This window comes from Pseudomonas sp. FG29 (assembly GCF_057809355.1).
Window position 1 is genome coordinate 1 of the sequence record NZ_JBMDJU010000018.1, and the last position, 20,451, is coordinate 20,451.

Genomic DNA, 20,451 nt, shown 5'->3' on the forward strand with positions numbered 1-20,451 from the left:
AGAAGTTTTTGAAGCGCTTCATCGCTGAAGTGGCGCGCATTCTACATCCAGCAGAATGCGCGTCAAGCTTTAATTGCAGTTTTGTTACTTACAGCGCTTCGAGCGCCTCACGCAAACCGCTACGCCGCTCCACACGTCGCTGTACGGCCTGCTCGAAGATGCCTGCTCGGCTTTCAATCAAGCTGAACCAGTGGCGGGCACGCGTGATACCGGTATACACCAGCTCCTTGGTCAGCACTGGATTGAGGCTGTCGGGCAGAATCAGCGCGCAATGGGCAAACTCGGAGCCTTGGGATTTGTGCACGGTCATGGCGAACACCGTCTCCACCGCACTCAGGCGACTGGGTAGGATATGGCGTAAGGTGCCGCTGCCATCATTACGCGGGAATACCACCCGTAAGACCTGACGCATCGGTGCACCAGGCATTTCAGGCAGCTCGGGCAAGCGCAGCGCAATGCCAATATCGCCATTCATCAATCCCAGACTGTAGTCATTGCGCGTTACCAGTACAGGCCGACCTTCATACCAGCCATGCATCTGCTCGAGCAGACCTCGCCGCACCAGCGCCTGGGCAATGCGTTCGTTGAGGGCCTCGACACCCCAGGCGCCCTTACGAACGGCGCAGAGCAACTGGAACTGATCGAACGCCGCCAGAACCCTGCCAGCCCAATCATCCCAGGCTTGCTCACCGGCATCAGGAGCCGGTCGCTGCGTCTTCATCAACTGCAGGTAATGGGCATACCCCTGCGGATGCGATTCGCCGCTCCCCTGTCCGTCGATTAGCAGACGCTCCAATCCGCGATCCTGCTCCCCCGACAGGCGCAGCACATGTAGATCGTCCGCGCCTGCGGCCAGGGTTGTACGAGCAGCTTGCGCATCGCCCTGGTTTACCGCGCGTGCCAGACGCCCGATACCCGAGCCACTGCCAAAGCGGCGTGAGTGCCGCAGCATGACGATATGCTGTGCCAGAGCCTCGTCACCGGACACCAATGCCGGATCTTCTACCTGTTCGCCGGTCTGGCTTTCCAGCCAAACCCGCGTTGCCTCACTGTAGCCACCGCTCTCTGCCTCCCGACAGAGATCACCCAGCACAGCGCCAGCCTCTACCGAGGCGAGCTGATCCTTGTCACCCAGCAGAATCAGACGCGCATGCGCCGGTAGTGCGTCCAGCAGGCTGGCCATCATCTCCAGGTCGATCATCGATGCTTCATCCACCACCAAGACGTCTAGCGGCAAGGGATTGGCTGCATCGTGACGGAAATGACGACTGCCGGGACGACTCCCCAGCAAGCGGTGCAACGTCGTCACCAGTGTCGGAATCTCCTCACGCACCCGCTCGTCCAACGCCAGCGACTGCACTTGCGCGCCGATGGATTCGGTTAGCCGCGCGGCCGCCTTGCCGGTGGGTGCTGCCAGGCTCAGGCGCAGCGGTTCGCCGTTGGCCATGGCAGCTTCCTGCAAGAGGGCAAGCAGACGCACCACCGTAGTCGTCTTGCCGGTTCCGGGCCCTCCGGTGATCAAGGTGAAGCGCCCCTGAGCCGCCATGGCGCAGGCCAACTTCTGCCAGTCGGTCTGGCGCTTACCACCCACTACCAGCGGTTCTGGAAAAAGTGAAGCCAGGCGCGCGGCCAGATCGGTCGGCGCTGCCGCGCTCGCCTGCAGACGCTGGGCAATGTTGCCGGCCACCTGCTGCTCATAGTTCCAGTAACGCTTCATATATAAGCAACTACCACTCAGCACCAGCGGCGCCCCTTCGGACTCCAGCAGTGCGCTGCCAGCGCAGGCCGCCAGCCAGGACTCAAGACTGAGTCCGGCCAGCACCTGGGAAGGCAGGATCATCGTTGCTTGCGCGTCCTCCCCCTCTGGCGGCAGAGACAGGCTGAAGTCCGGGCTGGCCAGCGTGGCCGACAGATCCAGGCAGACATGTCCCTGGCCCAGTTGGTGGCTGGCCAACGCGGCACCGAGCAGAAGCAGCGGTGAAGCCTGCGGCTCCAGCTCAGCGAACAGCTGCGCCAGCGCCCGATCCAACTCGCGCAACCAGCCACGCTCGCTCCAGGTGGAAAGCAGGGCGAAGAGCTCGGCGCGGTCACGCAGCGCCGGGGCCAGTACCGCACTCATGCTGCGCCCTCCTCTGCTTCGCCCATGAACAGCGCATCCAGACGCTCGATCAGCTCGCGCGGCGGTCGTGCCAGGTAAGCGCCCTGCTGCGGCGCACGCAGGAACAGATAGAGCGCGCCCCCCACATGCTGGTCATAGTCGTAATCCGGCAGGCGCAGGCGTAATTGCCGATGCAGTGCGAGCACGTAGAGCACGTATTGCAGATCATAACGGTGGCTGGCGATGGCCGTTTCCATCGCGTCACGGGTATAGGCGCTGTCGTCGCTGCCGAGCCAGTTGGATTTGTAATCCGCCACGTAAAAACGCCCCTGATGTTCGAATACCAAATCGATGAAGCCTTTGAACATGCCATTGAGGGTGTCGGCCCGCAGCGGCTGCCGGGCGACACCCGGCAACTCGCACTGTTGCACCCACTGATCCAGCAGCCTGACGTCCACCCCACGCGCTTCGAACCAGAACTCCAGTTCAGGCTGATACTGGGTCAGTTGCGCCAACACCACACTATCCGCGCCCGCCAGCGGGAGCGGTTGGGTCAGCAGAGCCAGCAGCCAGTCCTGCAAGGGTTCGATCCAGCTTTCCAGGCCGCGACGCTGACAGCGTCTGGCCAACGCCTCGCGTAGCCTCGGCGGATCCTCTGCCAGGGCTGCAAAACCCTCCTGCGCCGCCATTTCCAGCAGACCATGGAGGAAGGTGCCAGGGTTCGGCCCTCGCGGGAAGCGATGCAGCCCCTGAGCAGATGCCGGCAGTGGCGCCATGGCCAGCAAAGGGTCTTCATCGTCGATAGCGTTCTGCATCGCCGGACTGTCAGGCGCGGCATCCTCATGCCGACTGATTTGACTGGGCGCCTCCTCGTCCAGGCGCAGCGCGCTATAGGAGGCGATCCACCAATGCTCGGCGGCGCGTCGTGCTGGTGTGCGCCACTGTGGCTCGAACCGCTCATCTTCGATCATGCGATAGCGCTGCTCGCTGGCGGGTGGCACCGGCGCCACGGTGCTTTCCAGCCCGGCGGCAAAGGGTGCGAGCCAACTGGCGAGCTCGCCACTGGTGGCCAGCGATGCGCCGCCACCGAGCAGGTAGCCCAAAGCCGACTCATGCAGGCGCGACTTCTTGCCATTACCGATTTTCAGATCTGCCACGCCCAGCCAGCAGGCATGACGGGCACGGGTCAGCGCCACGTAAAGTAGGCGCAAGTCCTCCCCCAGGCGCTCACGTTCAGCACGCTCCAGGCTATCTTCATCAGGCTTGAGCACCAATCGTCGACGCTCGCCGTCATGGATCTGCAGCGGCTTCTTGTCATCCACCGGGCGAAACGCACAGATGAACGGCAGGAATACCAGGGGATACTCCAGCCCCTTGGATTTGTGGATGGTCACCACGCGCACCAGCGCCTCATCGCTCTCCAGGCGCAGCACCTGCTCGTCAGCCGCCTGCCCTTCGCCGGCCAGGAGTTCGCTCAAATGCCGAATCAGCGCCAGCTCGCCATCGAGTTCGGCGGCGGCCTGTTGCAGCAGTTCGGCCAGATGCAACAGGTTGGTCAATACCCGCTCGCCATCGTCACGTCCCATCAACCGCTGCGGCAGCTCGAAGTCCTGCAACAACTGACGCAGCATCGGCAGCACGCCCTGGCGCTGCCAGCGCTGGCGATAGTCGCGGAACTGCATGACGCGGCGCTCCCAGGTACGCTCGTCGAGGTTGAGCTGCTCCAGCTCGCTCAACGTCAGCCCCAAGGTCGCACTGGCCAGCGCTGCGCGTAGCGGGCGATCCTGATCGGGCTCGGCACAGGCACGCAACCACAGCAGCAGATCGCGTGCTTCCTGGGCGGCGAACACCGAATCCTTGTCAGAGAGGTAGACACTGCGCACGCCGCGCGCCGACAGCTCGCCGCGAATCGCCTGCGCCTCGTTGAAATCCCGCACCAGCACCGCAATATCGCTGGGTCGCAGGGTACTGAGCGCACCCTCCTTGCTAAAGCCGGCCCGCCCACGCTGCCCCAAATCCAGCAGACGCACGATCTCGCTGGCTGCACCGGCTGCCATGGCATCCAGATAGGCGCCCTTGGCAACTGGCTCGTCGCTCGCCAATTGCCACACCGTCAAGGCTGGCTGCGCCTGATCATCGACACTCCAGACTTCGCGTCTACCTTGTGCGCTCACGTCGATAAAAGGCAGATCATTGCGCAGCAGGAAAGCTCCCTCGCCGCCCTCACGCTGCTCGGCCCGCAGGAAAACGCCGTTGACGGCATCGACCATGGCCTGGCTGGAACGGAAGTTCTTTTCCAGGTTGTAGTGCCGGCCGAACGTGGCCCGGCGCGCGCGAAGATAGGTATGAATGTCGGCGCCTCGGAAGGAGTAGATGGCCTGCTTGGGGTCGCCGATCATGAACAGGCCGCAGTCGGCGCGATTGGCCTCGACTTCGTAGAGCGTGTCGAAGATGCGGTACTGCAGCGGGTCGGTGTCCTGGAATTCATCGATCATCGCAACCGGGAACTGACGGCGCATCACCTCGGCCAGGCGCGGGCCATTGCTGCCTTGTAGGGCAGCGTCCAGGCGCACCAGCATATCGTCGAAGCCCATCTCCGCACGCTGACGTTTCTCCCAGTCGAAGCGCTGGCGAACCCAGGCCGCCGCATGGCGCAGGGCAGCATCAGAAGGGTCAGGCAAAGCATCGAGTTGCGCCTTGAGTACAGCCATCGCGTCCAGCGCGGGATGATCAGGCGCCTCGCCCTTCCAGGCTTCAGCCAGGCCGTCGGGAGTCAGGCGCGTGAAGCCTGTGCCAAGATCGAGACGCGACTCGTCGCCACCCGCCCATTCGCGCAACTTGGCCAGCCAGGGGTTGTAGAAGCGCGCCTGGATTTTCTTGCCATCCACTTGCTTGGCCGCCACCGCCGCATCCAGCAGCAACTGCAGCTCGTCAGCCCAGACCAGCCAGGGTGACTTGAGCTCGGCAAGTGCGTGTTCGCGCTGCAGCAACGCGTTATCAAGCAGCTCGCCCAGCGCCTGCATCGCGCCCTCAGCCTCCTCACCCAGCAAGGGACGCAACCTGCCGCCGAGAGCATCAGGCGTTCCCCAGATGCTTGCCACCCATTGCAGCGCAGCTCCCTGCAGCGGATAGCAATGCTGCCGCCAGTAGTCGCGCACCACCTCCGCCAGCAGCTCGCTGTGATCGGTCTCCAGGGTCTGGCTGAACAGGCTGCCGCTGTCGAAGGCATGCTCACGCAACATACGCTGACACCAGCCATGGATGGTCGACACGGCAGCTTCATCCATCCACTGCGCCGCCAGCTCCAGGCGACGGGCGCACTCGTCCCACTGCGTCTGGGCGAAATCACTGCGTAGCTCACGCAACAGATCATCGCCCTGAGCATCACCGAGGAACACGGTCGCGGCCTCGACCAGCCGCGCGCGAATGCGATCGCGCAGTTCGCGCGTGGCCGCATCGGTAAAGGTCACCACCAGAATCTGTGGCGGCAGCAACGCCTCGCGAAACGCGGCGTCGCCCCCATGCCCCAGGATCAGTCGCAGGTAGAGCGCGGAAATGGTAAAGGTCTTGCCCGTGCCAGCGCTGGCCTCGATCAAACGGCTGCCGTGCAGGGGAAAAGTCAGGGCCAGAGGGCGCTGTTGACTCATGCTGCGTCCTCCTCGAGCGCCTGGGGATGGCTGTCGAGCAGCGACTGGTAGAGCCGCTCACTCCATGTCGGAAACTGGCCATCGGCGGTGAGCGAGGCATAGTCAGGGAACTGTCTGGCCAGGCTGGCGCTGCCCTGGACTTCACCTATGAGGTTGTAGCCACCTTCGTAGACACTGCAGGCCTTGTCCTCGTTGTTATCCTGCAACCAAGCCAGGGAGGTCTTCATCGCAACTGGCAGAGGCACCTGCATACCGGCATTCCAGGATTCCAACCAGACCGTCAGAATGCGCGCGGCATGCTCGGTCGCCAAGGGTTCGAACGCCAGGCTGCGATCCTCGCCGACCAGCAAGGTGGTCAGCGGCACACCGCAGGCCGACGCGATGACATGCAGCACGTAGGGCCGCAGCAGACGATGCCATTTCCAGCTCTTGTCCTTGTGCAGCGCCCCCGGCAGCAGCTCCAGACGCGCCAGACTGCCATCGCCCTTCTGCCGTAGCCCGGCTAGCCAGCCGTCAAGTTCAACACCGGCTGCGCTGAAGAGCAGGCGCTGCGGCGACTCCAGTACGGCCGGCCAGCACAGGCAAAGCCCCTGATGGCGCCGCAACTGGGCCGGCAAGGGCTCCAGCAAGGCGTTGCGATACTGTTCGCCGAAACCAGCCAGCGGCAGGACACCACTGCGCTGCAAGCGGTCGGCTGCCGCCCTCAGTGCATCTTCGCTGTCCACATCGCCAGCGACGGCGGCCTTGAGCAAGGTTTCCTGCAACTGATAGCGCTGCAGGCCGTCAAGCGCGAACGGCTCACTGTCGAGTTGCGCCTGCTCTTGTTCATCGAGAAACACCTTGAGGCGGCGGGTGAAGAAACACTTCACCGGATCACGCAGGAACGACTGCAATAGCTCCGGCGTGAGCTGCTGCCCGTCCTCCCAGGCCGGCAAGGGAGCAAGAATTTCACCCGCCGATGCCTGACCATGCAGGGCGGCCCATTCGTGGGCATAACTGAACAACTGCGTCTCGCCATCGAAGTAGCGGCGACTGAAAGGTTGCAAAGGGTGCTCGGTGGTCAGGCCATGCAGCAGGTCGCCGCTACCGGCCAGCGCCCAGGCACTGGACAGATGGTCGCGCAACTGGCCAACCAGCACGGATGGCGGCCGCTCGCTGTTGTCGCGAATACTGCGCCCTACCCAGCTGATATAAAGACGATCACGCGCCGCCAGCAGTGCTTCGAGCAACAGATAGCGATCATCCTCGCGGCGTGAGCGGTCACCGGGGCGGTAATCGCCAGCCATCAGGTCGAAATCCAACGGCGCCTGGCTACGCGGATAGTTGCCATCATTCATCCCCAGCAGGCAGACCTGACGAAACGGGATCGCGCGCATCGGCATCAGCGTGCAGAAGTTCACCGCGCCGGCCAGAAAACGCTGACTCAGCCGCCCCTGATCGAGCCCGCCGAGCCAGGCCTCGCGCACCACCGGCAAAGTCAGCGCTGCATCCAAGGTCGCGGCATCGCACAGCTCCAGCCAGGCGTCCAGTGCATCGAACAGTTGAGTCGTGAGCACCTCTTCACGGTCGTTCTGCGCCAGGAAGAAGCCATCAAGCAGACTGCGCAAGCGTTCGCCCCACTGCGTCGGCGTGGCCGGCTCGCGCAGTTGCTGCAAGTGACGGTCGAGGGTTTCCAGCAAGCGCGTCACCGGGCCGATCAACGCAGCATCGAGCCCACCGATCTCGTCATAGGGCTCGATACCAGCAAAGGCGTCGGCCGAGCCCACTGCGTAGCCCAGCAGCATACGCCGCAGGCCGAAGCGCCAGGTGTTCTGCTCCAGGTTCTCGCCGAGGCCCAGCGATTGCCGCTGAGTCGCGTCCAGCCCCCAGCGCACACCGGCGCCCTCCAGCCAGCGGCGCAACGTAGGCAACTGATCCTCGGCGATGGCGAAGCGTTGACGTAGAGCGGCTACATCCAGCAGATCAAGAATCTCGCTGACGCTGAAGCGGCTTTCCGGCAGGCGCAACAGGTGCTCAAGCGCGATGATCATCGGCTCCTTGCCGCGCAGCCCCTGGTCGGCCAGGGTGAAGGGAATGAAACGCGGGTCATCGCTGGCAAACTGGCCAAACACCGCCTGGATATGCGGTGTGTAAGCGTTGACGTCCGGCACCATGACAATCACGTCGCGCGGTCGCAGCGTAGCATCCTCGCTGAAGCTGGCCAGTAGTTGATCGTGCAACACCTCCACCTCGCGCTGAGCGCTGTGGGCGATATGAAAACGCAGCGAGTGATCACGTGCCGGGTCGACCGGCGGCCAGGTTCTGCGCGTTTCCGCCAGCGGACGCAGATCAAGGATATCGTTCTGCAACTGGCCGAGCAGGCTGTCCTCGCTGGCCGGGCTGAACAGGTCGATGCGTTCGAACTGCTCGCGATAGCGCTGCGGCTCGTCGTACTGATCCAGCAGGTTGATATAGTCGCGCCCTTGCTTACCCCACGCCGCGAGTAGCGGCTGCCCGTGCTGGTGCATGTCTTCCTGCTCGAGCAAGCCGATCTGGGCGCTTGGTTTGCCTTTGCGCTGCTGACGGCGGTATTCGTGGCGCAACAGATCTTTGTCTTCGACGATATCGCCCCAGTGGTGCCGACAAGGGTTGTGCACGTAGAGCATGACCTGGCTGAAACGCGCCATGGCCGCCAGCGCTTCCAGCACCTGAGCCGGCAATGAGGAAATACCGAAAACGGTGATGCGCCGAGGCAGTCCGGGCGGCGCTACATCCAGTTCGCCCATTCGGGCGACGAAGCGCGGGTGCACGCCGGCGCGACTTTCGGCCAGGTGCTGCGCGCCAACATCTGCCAGCAAGGCGCGCCACAGCGCGGGTTGCCAACGGGAGTCGCCCTCCAGTGGCCGCTCACCACCGCGCGAGGTGCGCAGCCGATCATGCCCGGCAGCCCAATCGGCCAGCCAGTCGGCGCGATAAACCTGGTATTGGTCGAACAGATCGGCCAGACGCTCGGCCAGTTGATGACGCTTGCGCAGATCCTGATCATCGGCGAGGAAGCGGCGCAACGGAGCGAACGCTTCCTCGGCCAACAGATCCGGTAACAGCCGCATCAGGCGCCAGGTCAGCGGCGCCTTGTCCAGCGGCGACTGCTGCGGAATCGCATCCTTACCCAATACGTTGCGGTACGCCTGCCAGAGAAAGCGCGCCGGCAGATCGACATCCAGCGCCGCAGCGATGCCACAGCCATCACGCTCGGCCAACGCCAGCTTGAGCCACTGGGCGATGCCATTGCTTTGCACCAGCAGCACCTCGTTCTCCAGCGGCCGCAGCGGATAGCGCCGCATCCACTGCACCGCCAGCGCACGCAGCTCTTCGAGGTGGTTGCCGTGAATGACGATAAGGCCGGGGGACAGCTCCGGGCTGGCGGGCATCGACTGACTCCTGTCGAAAATCGAAGCGCAAGTTTGCCAGCATTTAATCAAGAGGTGAGACCTTGTCCCGCCCTCACGAGCGATTCGAGGCGTTCGAACACGCTCAAATAACAAAAAGGCCGGTCAGTGACCGGCCTCGAGAGCGCCACATACCAGCGTCAGTCGACTACCAGTTTGTCGCGATTCTTGTTCAGAGTTGCCTCACCGATACCTTTGACCTCAAGCAACTCGTCAACCGAAGCGAAGTTTCCGTGAGCGTCGCGATAGGCCACGATTGCCTGGGCTTTGGTCGCACCAATACCCGCCAACTCGCGCTGGAGCGTCTCGGCATCGGCGGTATTGAGATTGACGCTCACAGCTTGGCTGACTTGCGCGGAGGTCGCTTCACCGGCCTCGGTTTTTCCGGTTTCAACTGCAGACACGGCGAAGGAGAAAGAGGCCAGAAGCACGAAGAGGATGGATGGGAGGTAGTTTTTCATCATTTAACGTTCCATGTAGGTGAGTAGAAACGAGCACGTTAGGCTCATTTTTCAACCTAGACGCTAATTCCCCACTGTCAAATCCTCATCAGGACATGAAGCCTCGGTCTAAACATGGTTCATCTTCGACCCGCAGGATAAAAAGCCCCACAAAAGTCCCGGAAACAAAAAAGCCTGGTCATCACTGACCAGGCTCTAATGTAGGGATTTTTTGGTCGGGACGGAGTGATTCGAACACTCGACCCCTTGCACCCCATGCCGGAGGTCGACCTTATAAGGCATTGATTTTATTAGGATAAATTTGAGCGCTCGCTGCAGCCATTGCTCTACTCTATCCGACGGTTATCCACGATTTCCCGCAAAAGTCCCTGCGACCTTGGACGACAGCCTAAGCAGTACGCGTTGCCAGATCCGATGTGATGCGATGCTCTCCAGCCACACTATCACTCAACGGAACAGCGGGTGACCGGGACGATTCAGCGGCAAGACAATTGGAGTAGTCGATGGCAGTCAGGGACTTCCTCATCTCTTGCAACTGCTGAACCAGTACCCGATAGTAACGCGTCCATACCAGTCTGGAGCGATTCCTTTCTGGGCTATCTGCCCGCAAATGGCGAAAGGAGCGGCAATTGAATATGGTAGTTGAATAGGGAAAATCGAATGCACGCTACACCGACTAGGACAGTTCTTAACAGAACATACCGAATAAAGGAGTCCGAGCAACACAGAACGGAAGAGTTATCGGAAGACCTCTGGAACGCGCTTAGCCACTTACTTTCACCGTCTGTGAGCGTCGAATGTCTGCGAGACATCGATGTGCTGTCTTCTATCCTGTCTGAACGCTTAGTCAATTACACCTTTTCTCGTCTAGTGATAGGAGGTTGTTATTGGCTTGATAACAATGGAACTCCAGACGACCCTCTGCAGTTAGTTGACGGCATGCTAATTGCTCTCAGAGAGGTTCTGGATGTACCGAACAAAGATGTGGAACAAAGAATTGCCTATTTAATGTCACGCATCTGTGTTCGCGTAACATGCAAACAATCAAAACTTAACAGCACTCAAGTCAAAGCCATTCGTAAATTTGCAATCAACAATGGCCATCGCTGCTATATATGTGGAGTAGAGCTTCACTACGGAGAAAGTCGACCATATGGTTCTGATCTAGAAGAGTCGATAGACAAAAAACGCGAAAAAAGATCCTTCGAAATCGAACATATATGGGGCCAAGCACGTGGTGGTTCTCGATCTCAAAAGAATCTTGCCGCTTGTTGTAAAGCTTGCAACAAACTGAAATCTCACCTCATTAGCTTTGTCGATCTTCCGATTGAACAGGCCACGACCAACGCAAGGGATGTAAAGAGCGTAAGTTCTGCAATCAATCACCAGTATCGCTTTGCACTGATCTGGAAGCAAGGTGGCCGTTGTGGATTCTGCGAAAAACACTTCTATGACATTGAAAGCGAGACCATGTACTTGGTTCAGCGCGAAAAAAGTCAACCATTGCACTTTCTTAACCTGCAAATAGTCTGCCTAAAGTGCAATCACAACCAATCGCTGGAAGGAGTTAAAATCCGTGCATAGCTACCTCGGCATTCGAGTCCAACAACGTCAGGACTCAAACATTAGCTTTATTCTTCTTGCTGCACCGGCCACCGAGATCTACAGTTGGTCCCAAGCCGACGATATAAAACTCGACCGTGTCAATGTTCAGCGGTCACTGGTGGACTCACGCTGGAAGCAGGTGAGAAAATTCTTTGACTCTTATCACGACAACATCGTACCCACAAGTATTACCGTAGCCTTCGCAGACACTTTACCCGAAGTAGCGGACTCTCAACTTATTACAGACGACACCCCGGCATATCACATCCAGGATCTAGGGCAAGACAATCTAGTCAGAATTACATTTTCATCAGCGGTGCGAGAAAGCTCATACATTATCGATGGTCAACATCGCCTAAAAGGCATGTCGCAACTCGCCTATCCAGTTCTAGTGCCGGTCTGCTTGTTTCCATCTTTGAGCAGACTAGAACGAGCATTCCAATTTGTCACCATTAACAACAAATCGCACAAGGTTCCAACCGATAACCTCAAAGCACTTATTAGCAACTTCAGTTCTATTGAGACAGATCTTCGCAATCGTTTGAGCGCAGCCACTATAACCGTACCCAAACTAGCCCTGCATATTGACTTAGTCAATGAGGATCCAGAAGGCCCGTTCCATAAGATGGTCAACTGGGTCAACAATCGCCATCCTGATGCAAAGCCTCTTATTGCACCCGCAGCAATTGAGAATGGCATCAAAGCAATTCAAGCTGGCTTTAACGAGACGCGCGAAGACGATGCGGACGCAATCATAGTCCTCTCGACGATCTGGAGGACTATTTTCAACTATTACGGCGTCACATTGGCTAACGCTGAGCAATTTCCAAATCTGATAAAAAAAGCAACAATCCAAACCATAACCCAGATGGTTATAGAATATTTGGTGTCCAAATTAGATCCGGCATTTTTTACCGGAGGTATTGCTGGCGACGATGCATCTGAAGCGCGACTGGCAACTGAGCGCCTAATTAGTGGTATTCCTGTAGAATTCTGGCAAGAAAACTGGGTGCTAAAAAGCCTAGACACATCTGGTGGACGTCAAATTATTGCCGACTCCATTCGCCGATTAAAGTCGGCCATTGCCAGTCATAAAGATGAGGAAAATTTCGACTGGCGCATAGGTAACCCGCTTATAGAAGCTGGATCTTCTGAATCCAGCGGTGAAGACTCTACACCCGAAGAACCGGATAACGAGGACTAACGTAACTGCCCAAACTCGCCAAGATAGGCGCCTTTATTATAGCCAAGACAGGCGCCTTCGCGATAAACGCTGACACAACATCCTCGCACAAGAAAGAACTGAATCAGTTGAACAACGCCTCCCACTCAGCCACATCATGGCGAAGTGCATTAAACAGAAAATTCACAATTCTGGCCCTATCCTCTCCTAGAGATACAGTAAACGTTGCCACGGACAAAACCATCGAACTTGCGAATTTCAGGCTATCAATCACGCGAGCAACCTTAGAAATCCTATCAAATACCGACAGCATTTCCTCCTGAGAAAAATCCAAAGAGTTGACGACGTGATTCCTTGAGTCGTTCATCAGAATATAAGCACGAGTGCGCAACCCGTACACCTCCATCAAAACACCATATCCACTGCCCGCAAACGCCTTGTCCGCCATGGAAATATTCTGAAGTTCTGCGTGAAAAATACCAACCAAATCTAGAAGCCGAGAAGAAAACTCTTCAACCAATAACCGATCTGACAAAGCGCGCGAGGCAAGTTGTTGTGACATAACACCACCATTGTAATGACTTGTAAAATTAGACTCTAAAAGGATTTCCTTCTAACGATTCTAGCCAGATAATCAGAAAGAGCATTTATATCACTGTGCAAATTTTGGATAGAATTCCACGACCGAGCACCACTCCTAAACTTCCACTCCCCAGAGCCTTCGGTCCAAGCCGTATACCCCACTAATTTTTGAAGACCAATTTTAAACATCGGGGCGCAGGGCGCCCCCTTCTCGCAAATTGCCTCCATCACGAATCCCATTGATATTATTCCAGCGCTATGAACAAGCCTAGAAGTTCTCGGAATATGCCCATACCAGGATGTTCCAAAAACATCTTGCACCGCCTCAAAGAACTCGCTTATCGCAAGAAAGCATCTATCTTCCCCATCCGACAACTCAATAGTCTCTCGACAGTATCCGTCCGACAGCGAATTCATAACTAGCCTTTGAAGAGCGTTATCACTAATAACGCCCCCGGGACTCGTATGCTGCTTGATCTGCCCTAGCAATGATGAGCGAGAGTCAAAATTAAGCAATTCAACCACTCGTGCCGCTCGCGCACGATCCGTCATCCGCTTGGGCAAACCATCAACCGCAGGCAGCAACTCATATATCAGCGACTTAGGTAATGGACTGGTGTTATTTACCAAAATAAACTGCCTACGCAATTCTTCAGATGTCTCACAAATAAGAGCTGACACCAGTAGTTGAAAATCACGTCCTGGCAACCCCGCCATTGCAGACAAACGCTGCTGGCCATCCACCACAAATCCAACAGGTCCTTGCGAGACATCCACTTCAATCTCAACCAAAGCCCCAGCTTCACCCCTAACCCGAACACCGCCGATAAAGGCCAGAACAATAGCATTAGGCATCACGGAGTCAGACCGCCCCAGGTAGTCTCGTATCTCTCTGATGTGCCTTGACACAAGCGGTCGCTGGAAACCAGAGAGGTTTCCGCACTCATCTCGCCTTACTCGATCAATAGAAGCGATTGCCAGGATCTGCTCAGCAGTCGCTGCAAACGAAAAAACCTGGTGATTGGGGCTTTGGCGGGCCCGAATCGCGGCGAACGTGAGCAAAACATCGTCCTCATTTCATCAGTTAAATGCCAGATGAGCGGTAGTCCCACCTGGTGCCGACAAGGGGATCACAACTGACCAATTGCGCTGCCCCATGCAGTTATTCGATGGTAGGATTGCATACCCAGAAATAACTGCAACCCTTCAACGCAGAGATGCAGCAGTTTTCATGAGCACCGTCATCATCACCAACTGCACAAACCGCAAGCGGCTCGGGGGCCCCCCCCCACTGGAGCTATGCACCGCTCAGAACCAGTCGCTAGCGGCCATGGCGGCCACCTGGATACAGCAGGTAAAGGCAAGGACCTTCACTCGCCCAGCTGGGTCGCTTTACACTGGCAGGAGCGTGCAAGACGCGAAATGGGTGGCCCAGAAACTCGATGCGAAGCTGATGTTCGCCTCAACAGGCCTAGGCTTGATCAGGGACGAACATCCTTGCCCGTCTTACAATCTAACTGTCGCAGCAGAGTCCAACTCCATTCGCCCATGGCTAGCGCGTATGGGGCTGACCCCTTCCGACTGGTGGGACGCGGTCAATAATCACTGGCAGCATCCCAACCCATTAGCGACGCTTGCTAAGCGCACAGACATTAAACGCATCCTGATAGCGCTATCGGCGAACTACATCGACCTCGTTGCGAACGATCTAGAACGGATCGAGATTGACAATCGATCCAAGCTGAGATTTTTCACCTCACGTCCTGGCATTGAACGACTACCGAAGCAATTCCGCTCTTTGGCCATGCCTTATGACGATCGCCTTGAAAGTTCGCGATTCGCCGGCACTCGGGCCGACTTCCCACAAAGGGCTATGCGACACTTTGTTGAGATCACTGACGCCTCTGCTAACTCCGCCAGCGCAGATTACCAAGCCGTTATCGCAGCAATGGATGCACTCCCTTTGCTAGGCACTATAAAAAGGCGCCGTGCTTCAGATGAAGAAGTGAAGGCGTTAATGATCGAAGCATGGGATGCTCAAAAGGGTAGTTCCTCTCGCCTTCTACGCTACCTGCGTGACGATGCACTGGTTGCATGCGAACAATCTCGTTTCAGGGGTTTATGGCTAGAACTAAAAAGCCGCAGCATACTACGGAGTAAAGTATGAGCGGAAAAGATCAAGAAATTGTTGTGCGCGCGCTGCGTACCACCCAAGGCGATAACCTGGATGTTTACGCACTCTTTATTCGCGGATCTGACTTGGTGCGCATTGCTGATATTAGCCGAATTTCAAGAGACGACAGTGACACCCTCAAAGGGTTTCAGCGACCCGAAATACGCAGCCATGTGAAAGGGATTATTAATTACCTAAACCAAGGTGATGTACTTTTCCCTAACGCAATTATTCTAGCACTGTCGCCCGAAATAAAATTTATGGCATCTCGCGGTAGCAAACCCACAGGTGATGAGGGAATTGCACAGGCTGGCACCTTAAGAATCCCGCTTCATGCTGAAGGTCTTCGATCAGCCTGGATCGTTGACGGCCAACAACGTGCCTTAGCACTAGCAAAAGCAGACAATGCGGACTTACCAGTTCCAGTTGTCGGGTTCGTATCAGACAACTTAACCACTCAGCGAGAGCAGTTCATTCTCGTCAACAAAGCCAAACCGCTACCAACAAGGCTAATAAATGAACTACTACCAGAAACAGGAACCATACTCCTGCCGCGAGAACTGAGCGCTCGAAAAGCGCCTGCCGAGTTATGCGGATTACTAAACCGGGATCCTCGCTCGCCGTTTTATCGACTTATAAAACTTTCCTCTGATAGAGAAACTTCTGACGCTGTAGTCACAGATACGGCCATCATAAAGATGATCCGCACCAGCATGACCAACCCCCTTGGCGCCCTGTACCCTTACAAGTCAAACGATGAAGAAAAAACTGACGTTGAAGCAATGTATCAACTGTTAGTTTTATTTTGGCAATCTGTTAAAGAGTGCTTCCCTAACGACTGGGCACTTGACCCTAAAGAGAGTCGCTTAATGCACTCTGCAGGAATTGCAGCCATGGGCTATATCATGGATCTCGTTTGCGCCAAGATAAGCGGACAAGACGCCAACTACAGCCTCATACGCAAAGAAGTTGAAAAAATAGCACCCCATTGCGCTTGGTCCTCGGGAAAGTGGCCGCTACTCAATGTCTCCTGGAATGAAGTGCAAAGCACACCCCAAGATATTAAGCACTTGCAGGACACTCTACTTCGAATATATATGAATAGCTCGCGCGCATGAAATTTTTATACGCTGACACACAAGACTACGTTGACCCCGAATATGACTTCCTCAATGACCGCAACGCGCCAGGAAGAAAAAGATACTGGGACGACCAATATGCCCATGAAATGATGTCGCCCGCACCATATGATGGACTACTTGTATCCATGAGCGCGGTACGCCCTGCTGCCGGTGTTTCTAAGTCTAAAGTTCGTTACTCCACAGCAGAACAGCAACGCTTCTTAAGAGAAGGCGCACGCAAATTTCTTCGACTAAATGAACAGAAATTTAAAGACACCATGGTAATGGGTGACTGCGGTGCATTTGCTTACGTAGAACACCCCACACCAGCCTATGCTCCTGCCGAAGTAGTAGATTTCTATGCAGATGGAGGCTTCACTCACGGCTGCTCTCCTGACCATATTATTTTTAGTTGTGACTCAAGCAATCCACCTGCAGAAGATCAAGATGACGATATAATCTATCGTTACAATATAACACTTGCTAACGCAAAAGAATTTCTTCGTCTAACGAACGAGGCAGGCAGACCTTTTGAACCCCTAGGAGCGGTTCAGGGCTGGTCGCCCAAGAGTATGGCAGCAGCTGCAAAATCGCTCGAAGATATGGGGTATCGGTATCTAGCTATTGGTGGCTTGGTCCCGCTAAAGGTCGAGCAGATACATGAAGTACTGAAGGAACTCCGAGCGAGCATCAAGGCGGAGACTAATATTCACTTACTAGGCTTTGCCAAAGCTGAGCGAATCCACGAGTTCACTAACTATGGCATCACAAGCTTCGATTCGACGTCCCCTCTCATTCGAGCCTTTAAAGACGCAAAATCGAATTACTACCTAGAAAACACAACAAGCAAACTAGACTATTACACCGCAATTAGAATCCCTCAAGCAATAGAAAACCCGAAACTAATGCAAGGCATTAAACGGGGCGTTCTAAGCGCGGAAGCACTTCAAGAAAAAGAAGCCATAGCACTACAGACCTTACGAGATTACGACAAAGGTTTAGCTGACTATGAGGCAACCATCAGTGCTCTAACCAACTATTTACGACTTACACTTTCAGGCTCGATTGTATCTACGGAAGAACTTGAAAAAGAAGTAGCCAAGAGCATCCGCCTGATAACCCCCACCCTTATAGATAAGCCTTGGAAAAAATGCCAATGCTCCATCTGCCAATCGGCAGGAGTCGAAACGATAATATTCAGGGCGAGCAATAGAAATAAGCGTCGAGGATTCCATAATCTGGGCGTATACCATCGACACCTACAACGCACTATAGAAAAGGCAAGAAATGATCTATCGATTTAAAGGCATCCGAGCAAAGCAAGCGCCCAACCATGACGTCTTTACTTTTGCCGCGACCCCGAAAGAAATTCTTGCCTTCTCGGAAATCGAAAGGATCGGCCGAAATGAAGAAGGCCATTTACGCGGATTTCAACGTCATCAGGTCGCCTCTCATATTCAGGAAATTCGTGACTATCTTCGTCGCGAGGACGCCCTTTTACCGAATGCTGTGATTCTTGCGTTTCTAGATGGAGTTACTATAAAAGATACTGGGGACAGTATTGTTGAGGTGGCAATAGATAGCACTGAGCAAAAGCCTGGATTCGTGGTCGACGGACAGCAACGCCTAAGTGCATTAGCCACAATGGAGAAAGGTGAGTTCCAGGTATTCGTTTCCGCATTAATTTGCAAAGACTACAACGAACTGAGACAACAGTTTGTCCTTATTAACAATGCACGCCCACTACCAAAATCCCTTATCTATGAATTACTCCCCTCAGTTGATGGATTGCCAGAGCGCTTTACTAAACGGAAGTATGCCGCACGCATTATTGACCTTCTTAACTCGACTCCTGGTTCTTCGCTTTTCTGCGAAGTCAAGCAGCACACCAACCCAAGAGGGATGTTAAGCGATACGGCGATGCAAAAATTAGTTATGAACTCTGTTAGCGATGGAGCGATTCAAAAACTAATGCAATACGAAGACTTTGAGGGACGCTCATTTGAGATCATCAACAATTTCTTCCATGCCGTAAGAACTGTATTTGGCCCCGAATGGAACGGCCTAAGCCCAAGACACTCCAGATTAAAACATGGCGCAGGAATAATTGCCCTTGGCTTCGTGATGGACGAAATTTACGCTAAGCACGGCACCTCCATGAAAGATGGGTTCATTGACGGACTAAACTTACTTAAAAAACATACGGCCTGGACCAGTGGCCAATGGAAGTTTTCGGAGAGTGATATTCGTCCTTGGAATGGCGTTCAGAACACACCGAGCGATATCGCACTACTCTCAGATTTCTTAACTCAAATAATCAGAAAAGAATACCGACAGAAACAAACCGATATGAATCTTTAGGAGGCAATATGCACAAGAACGCACTGGTTCTGTTCTCCGGCGGTCAAGACTCCACGACCTGCCTTGCTTGGGCACTAGATCGATACGATCATGTTGAAACGATAGGCTTCGATTACGGGCAACGCCACAATGTAGAACTTGAGTGCAGGCGTCAGATTCTTCAGCGCCTTCGCACTGACTACCCTAGCTGGGGAGAAAAATTAAGGGACGATCACTTCCTTGACCTGAAACTTCTTGGCCAGATCAGTGATACCGCGATGACATCTGAAAAGGAGATCGAGTTCAAGGAGAACGGCCTGCCCAACACCTTCGTCCCCGGACGTAATCTGCTTTTCTTTACCTTTGCTGCCGCCATTGCCTATCGAAGAGGGCTTAGCGTGCTTGTGGGTGGGATGTGCGAAACGGACTACTCAGGCTATCCAGATTGCCGAGACAACACCCTGAAATCGTTGCAGGTCTCTCTCGGCCTTGGCATGGACATGCCATTAGTTATTGAGACTCCTCTGATGTGGCTGGATAAAAAAGAAACCTGGGAGTTAGCCAAAAGCCTTGGCGGATCTAGTTTTGTAGAACTAGTTCAAGAAGAGACCCATACCTGCTACCTCGGAGACCGCCAACACAGACACGACTGGGGATATGGCTGCAACGAATGCCCTGCTTGCGAGTTGCGCCGCACCGGCTTCGAAGCATTCAAGCGAGACAATGACGCATGACCTACAGCGTCAAAGAGATCTTCTACACCCTGCAAGGCGAAGGGCTTCGGGCTGGCAGACCAGCGGTGTTCTGTCGATTTGCAGGTTGTAATCTTTGGAGTGGTCGGGAAATTGACCGCTCTAGGGCCGTTTGTCAGTTCTGTGACACCGATTTCGTGGGCACCAACGGAACCTTGGGGGGCAAGTACTTGAACGCAGAGTCCTTGGCCGAGCGAATTTCCTCACTATGGCCTGCTGCCCAGGAGCATCGCTATGTCGTGCTCACAGGAGGCGAACCGTTAATGCAGGTCGATGAAACCCTGATTGCAGCACTGCATGATCAGGGATTCGAAATCGCTGTCGAGACCAATGGGACCATTCTGGCACCGGCGGGGATCGATTGGATTTGTGTTAGCCCTAAAGCTGGGGCCGACTGGGTGCAGCGTAGTGGCCACGAATTAAAACTCGTTTATCCGCAGCCTGGCCTACTCCCAGGTACCATCTCTGATAGCGACTTTCAGTACTACCTACTGCAACCTATGGATGGGCCAATGCAGAAACAAAATACCCGCTCTGCCATTGCCTATTGCCAGGCCAATACTAAATGGCGACTTTCCGTGCAAACACACAAGATCTTGGAGATCCGCTGATGTCTTCGCTAGCAACTGCGCCCAGAGATTGTCTGCCTGAGGTTGCTGTTAAGCCCTCCACTGAATGCGTGACCGTGTACGAACTGTCCCAGCGTTTTTTCTTCGAGGCAGCTCACACCTTGAATCGCAGTATCGAGACCGAGGGCAGTCTACGTATCCACGGACATACCTATGAAGCAGAGGTTACCGTCGCTGGTCAACCGGATCCCACCTCAGGGATGCTTATAGATCTTGGCTATCTGCGCGGTGAAATTGCCAGAGTAAAAGAAATGCTAGATCACCGATTCCTTGATGAGGTTCAAGGTCTAGGATCTGGCACTATCGAGAATCTCTGTGCTTTTATTCGCGCACAGATGGAAGATTCGATACCAGGCCTATGCGCCGTTATGATCGAGCGCCGAGCAAGCGGCGATCGCTGCGTACTCCGCTGGAGAAGGTGACTTCTCACGA

Annotated in this window: 15 protein-coding genes; 9 read left to right on the forward strand and 6 right to left on the reverse strand. The window is 55.4% G+C overall.

The window, feature by feature from the left end:
* Nucleotides 1-88: 88 nt before the first annotated feature.
* The 4 genes from recD to ACODS1_RS17310 all read right to left on the reverse strand — a co-directional run bounded on the left by recD (nucleotide 89) and on the right by ACODS1_RS17310 (nucleotide 9,637).
* On the reverse strand, nucleotides 89-2,119 hold the full coding sequence (gene recD, locus ACODS1_RS17295; protein WP_489086627.1) for an exodeoxyribonuclease V subunit alpha: 2,031 nt from the start codon (nucleotides 2,117-2,119) through the stop codon (nucleotides 89-91).
* Nucleotides 2,116-5,745, reverse strand: coding sequence for an exodeoxyribonuclease V subunit beta (gene recB / locus ACODS1_RS17300; RefSeq protein ID WP_489086628.1), 3,630 nt, complete (start codon nucleotides 5,743-5,745; stop codon nucleotides 2,116-2,118). The genes recD and recB overlap by 4 nt, the downstream gene beginning before the upstream one ends.
* On the reverse strand, nucleotides 5,742-9,155 hold the full coding sequence (gene recC, locus ACODS1_RS17305; protein ID WP_489086629.1) for an exodeoxyribonuclease V subunit gamma: 3,414 nt from the start codon (nucleotides 9,153-9,155) through the stop codon (nucleotides 5,742-5,744). The genes recB and recC overlap by 4 nt, the downstream gene beginning before the upstream one ends.
* A gap of 158 nt (nucleotides 9,156-9,313) precedes the next feature.
* The gene (locus ACODS1_RS17310; RefSeq protein ID WP_489086630.1) at nucleotides 9,314-9,637 is read right to left on the reverse strand and encodes a ComEA family DNA-binding protein; all 324 of its coding nucleotides are present in this window, start codon (nucleotides 9,635-9,637) and stop codon (nucleotides 9,314-9,316) included.
* An 813-nt stretch (nucleotides 9,638-10,450) separates the two neighbouring features.
* Here ACODS1_RS17310 and ACODS1_RS17315 point away from each other — a divergent pair.
* Both ACODS1_RS17315 and ACODS1_RS17320 read left to right on the forward strand, forming a co-directional pair.
* Nucleotides 10,451-11,218 (forward strand): HNH endonuclease, encoded by a 768-nt coding sequence (locus ACODS1_RS17315; RefSeq protein WP_489086631.1) that lies wholly within the window; start codon nucleotides 10,451-10,453, stop codon nucleotides 11,216-11,218.
* Nucleotides 11,211-12,443, forward strand: coding sequence for a DGQHR domain-containing protein (locus ACODS1_RS17320; protein ID WP_489086632.1), 1,233 nt, complete (start codon nucleotides 11,211-11,213; stop codon nucleotides 12,441-12,443). The genes ACODS1_RS17315 and ACODS1_RS17320 overlap by 8 nt, the downstream gene beginning before the upstream one ends.
* Before the next feature lie 103 nt (nucleotides 12,444-12,546).
* Here ACODS1_RS17320 and ACODS1_RS17325 read toward each other — a convergent pair whose 3' ends face one another.
* Nucleotides 12,547-12,984 (reverse strand): hypothetical protein, encoded by a 438-nt coding sequence (locus tag ACODS1_RS17325; RefSeq protein WP_489086633.1) that lies wholly within the window; start codon nucleotides 12,982-12,984, stop codon nucleotides 12,547-12,549.
* A 35-nt stretch (nucleotides 12,985-13,019) separates the two neighbouring features.
* Nucleotides 13,020-14,066 (reverse strand): DGQHR domain-containing protein DpdB, encoded by a 1,047-nt coding sequence (gene dbpB, locus ACODS1_RS17330; protein WP_489086634.1) that lies wholly within the window; start codon nucleotides 14,064-14,066, stop codon nucleotides 13,020-13,022.
* A gap of 169 nt (nucleotides 14,067-14,235) precedes the next feature.
* Here dbpB (ACODS1_RS17330) and ACODS1_RS17335 point away from each other — a divergent pair, with 169 nt between their 5' ends.
* The 7 genes from ACODS1_RS17335 to ACODS1_RS17365 all read left to right on the forward strand — a co-directional run bounded on the left by ACODS1_RS17335 (nucleotide 14,236) and on the right by ACODS1_RS17365 (nucleotide 20,441).
* A complete protein-coding gene (locus ACODS1_RS17335; protein WP_489086635.1) occupies nucleotides 14,236-15,171 on the forward strand; it encodes a hypothetical protein in 936 nt (311 codons plus the stop codon).
* Complete coding sequence (gene dbpB, locus ACODS1_RS17340) at nucleotides 15,168-16,295, forward strand: DGQHR domain-containing protein DpdB (protein ID WP_489086636.1); 1,128 nt, start codon at nucleotides 15,168-15,170, stop codon at nucleotides 16,293-16,295. The genes ACODS1_RS17335 and dbpB (ACODS1_RS17340) overlap by 4 nt, the downstream gene beginning before the upstream one ends.
* Nucleotides 16,292-17,602, forward strand: coding sequence for a tRNA-guanine transglycosylase DpdA (gene dpdA / locus ACODS1_RS17345; RefSeq protein WP_489086637.1), 1,311 nt, complete (start codon nucleotides 16,292-16,294; stop codon nucleotides 17,600-17,602). The genes dbpB (ACODS1_RS17340) and dpdA overlap by 4 nt, the downstream gene beginning before the upstream one ends.
* Entirely contained in the window at nucleotides 17,586-18,659 is a 1,074-nt protein-coding gene (dbpB, locus tag ACODS1_RS17350) for a DGQHR domain-containing protein DpdB (RefSeq protein WP_489086638.1), read from the forward strand. The genes dpdA and dbpB (ACODS1_RS17350) overlap by 17 nt, the downstream gene beginning before the upstream one ends.
* Before the next feature lie 8 nt (nucleotides 18,660-18,667).
* Nucleotides 18,668-19,372 carry a 7-cyano-7-deazaguanine synthase QueC gene (gene queC, locus ACODS1_RS17355; protein ID WP_489086639.1) on the forward strand — a complete coding sequence of 235 codons (705 nt, stop codon included), beginning with the start codon at nucleotides 18,668-18,670 and terminating at the stop codon, nucleotides 19,370-19,372.
* Nucleotides 19,369-20,001, forward strand: a complete 633-nt coding sequence (gene queE, locus ACODS1_RS17360) for a 7-carboxy-7-deazaguanine synthase (protein ID WP_489086640.1) — start codon at nucleotides 19,369-19,371, stop codon at nucleotides 19,999-20,001. The genes queC and queE overlap by 4 nt, the downstream gene beginning before the upstream one ends.
* Before the next feature lie 74 nt (nucleotides 20,002-20,075).
* Nucleotides 20,076-20,441 (forward strand): 6-pyruvoyl trahydropterin synthase family protein, encoded by a 366-nt coding sequence (locus tag ACODS1_RS17365; protein ID WP_489086641.1) that lies wholly within the window; start codon nucleotides 20,076-20,078, stop codon nucleotides 20,439-20,441.
* Nucleotides 20,442-20,451: the final 10 nt, after the last annotated feature.

Bases quoted from the DNA above. Each gene is read 5' to 3' on its own strand.
- recD (WP_489086627.1), bottom strand. From the start codon at position 2,119: ATGAGTGCGGTACTGGCCCCGGCGCTGCGTGACCGCGCCGAGCTCTTC.
- recB (WP_489086628.1), bottom strand. From the start codon at position 5,745: ATGAGTCAACAGCGCCCTCTGGCCCTGACTTTTCCCCTGCACGGCAGC.
- recC (WP_489086629.1), bottom strand. From the start codon at position 9,155: ATGCCCGCCAGCCCGGAGCTGTCCCCCGGCCTTATCGTCATTCACGGC.
- ACODS1_RS17310 (WP_489086630.1), bottom strand. From the start codon at position 9,637: ATGATGAAAAACTACCTCCCATCCATCCTCTTCGTGCTTCTGGCCTCT.
- ACODS1_RS17325 (WP_489086633.1), bottom strand. From the start codon at position 12,984: ATGTCACAACAACTTGCCTCGCGCGCTTTGTCAGATCGGTTATTGGTT.
- ACODS1_RS17335 (WP_489086635.1), top strand. From the start codon at position 14,236: ATGAGCACCGTCATCATCACCAACTGCACAAACCGCAAGCGGCTCGGG.
- dbpB (WP_489086636.1), top strand. From the start codon at position 15,168: ATGAGCGGAAAAGATCAAGAAATTGTTGTGCGCGCGCTGCGTACCACC.
- dpdA (WP_489086637.1), top strand. From the start codon at position 16,292: ATGAAATTTTTATACGCTGACACACAAGACTACGTTGACCCCGAATAT.
- dbpB (WP_489086638.1), top strand. From the start codon at position 17,586: ATGATCTATCGATTTAAAGGCATCCGAGCAAAGCAAGCGCCCAACCAT.
- queC (WP_489086639.1), top strand. From the start codon at position 18,668: ATGCACAAGAACGCACTGGTTCTGTTCTCCGGCGGTCAAGACTCCACG.
- queE (WP_489086640.1), top strand. From the start codon at position 19,369: ATGACCTACAGCGTCAAAGAGATCTTCTACACCCTGCAAGGCGAAGGG.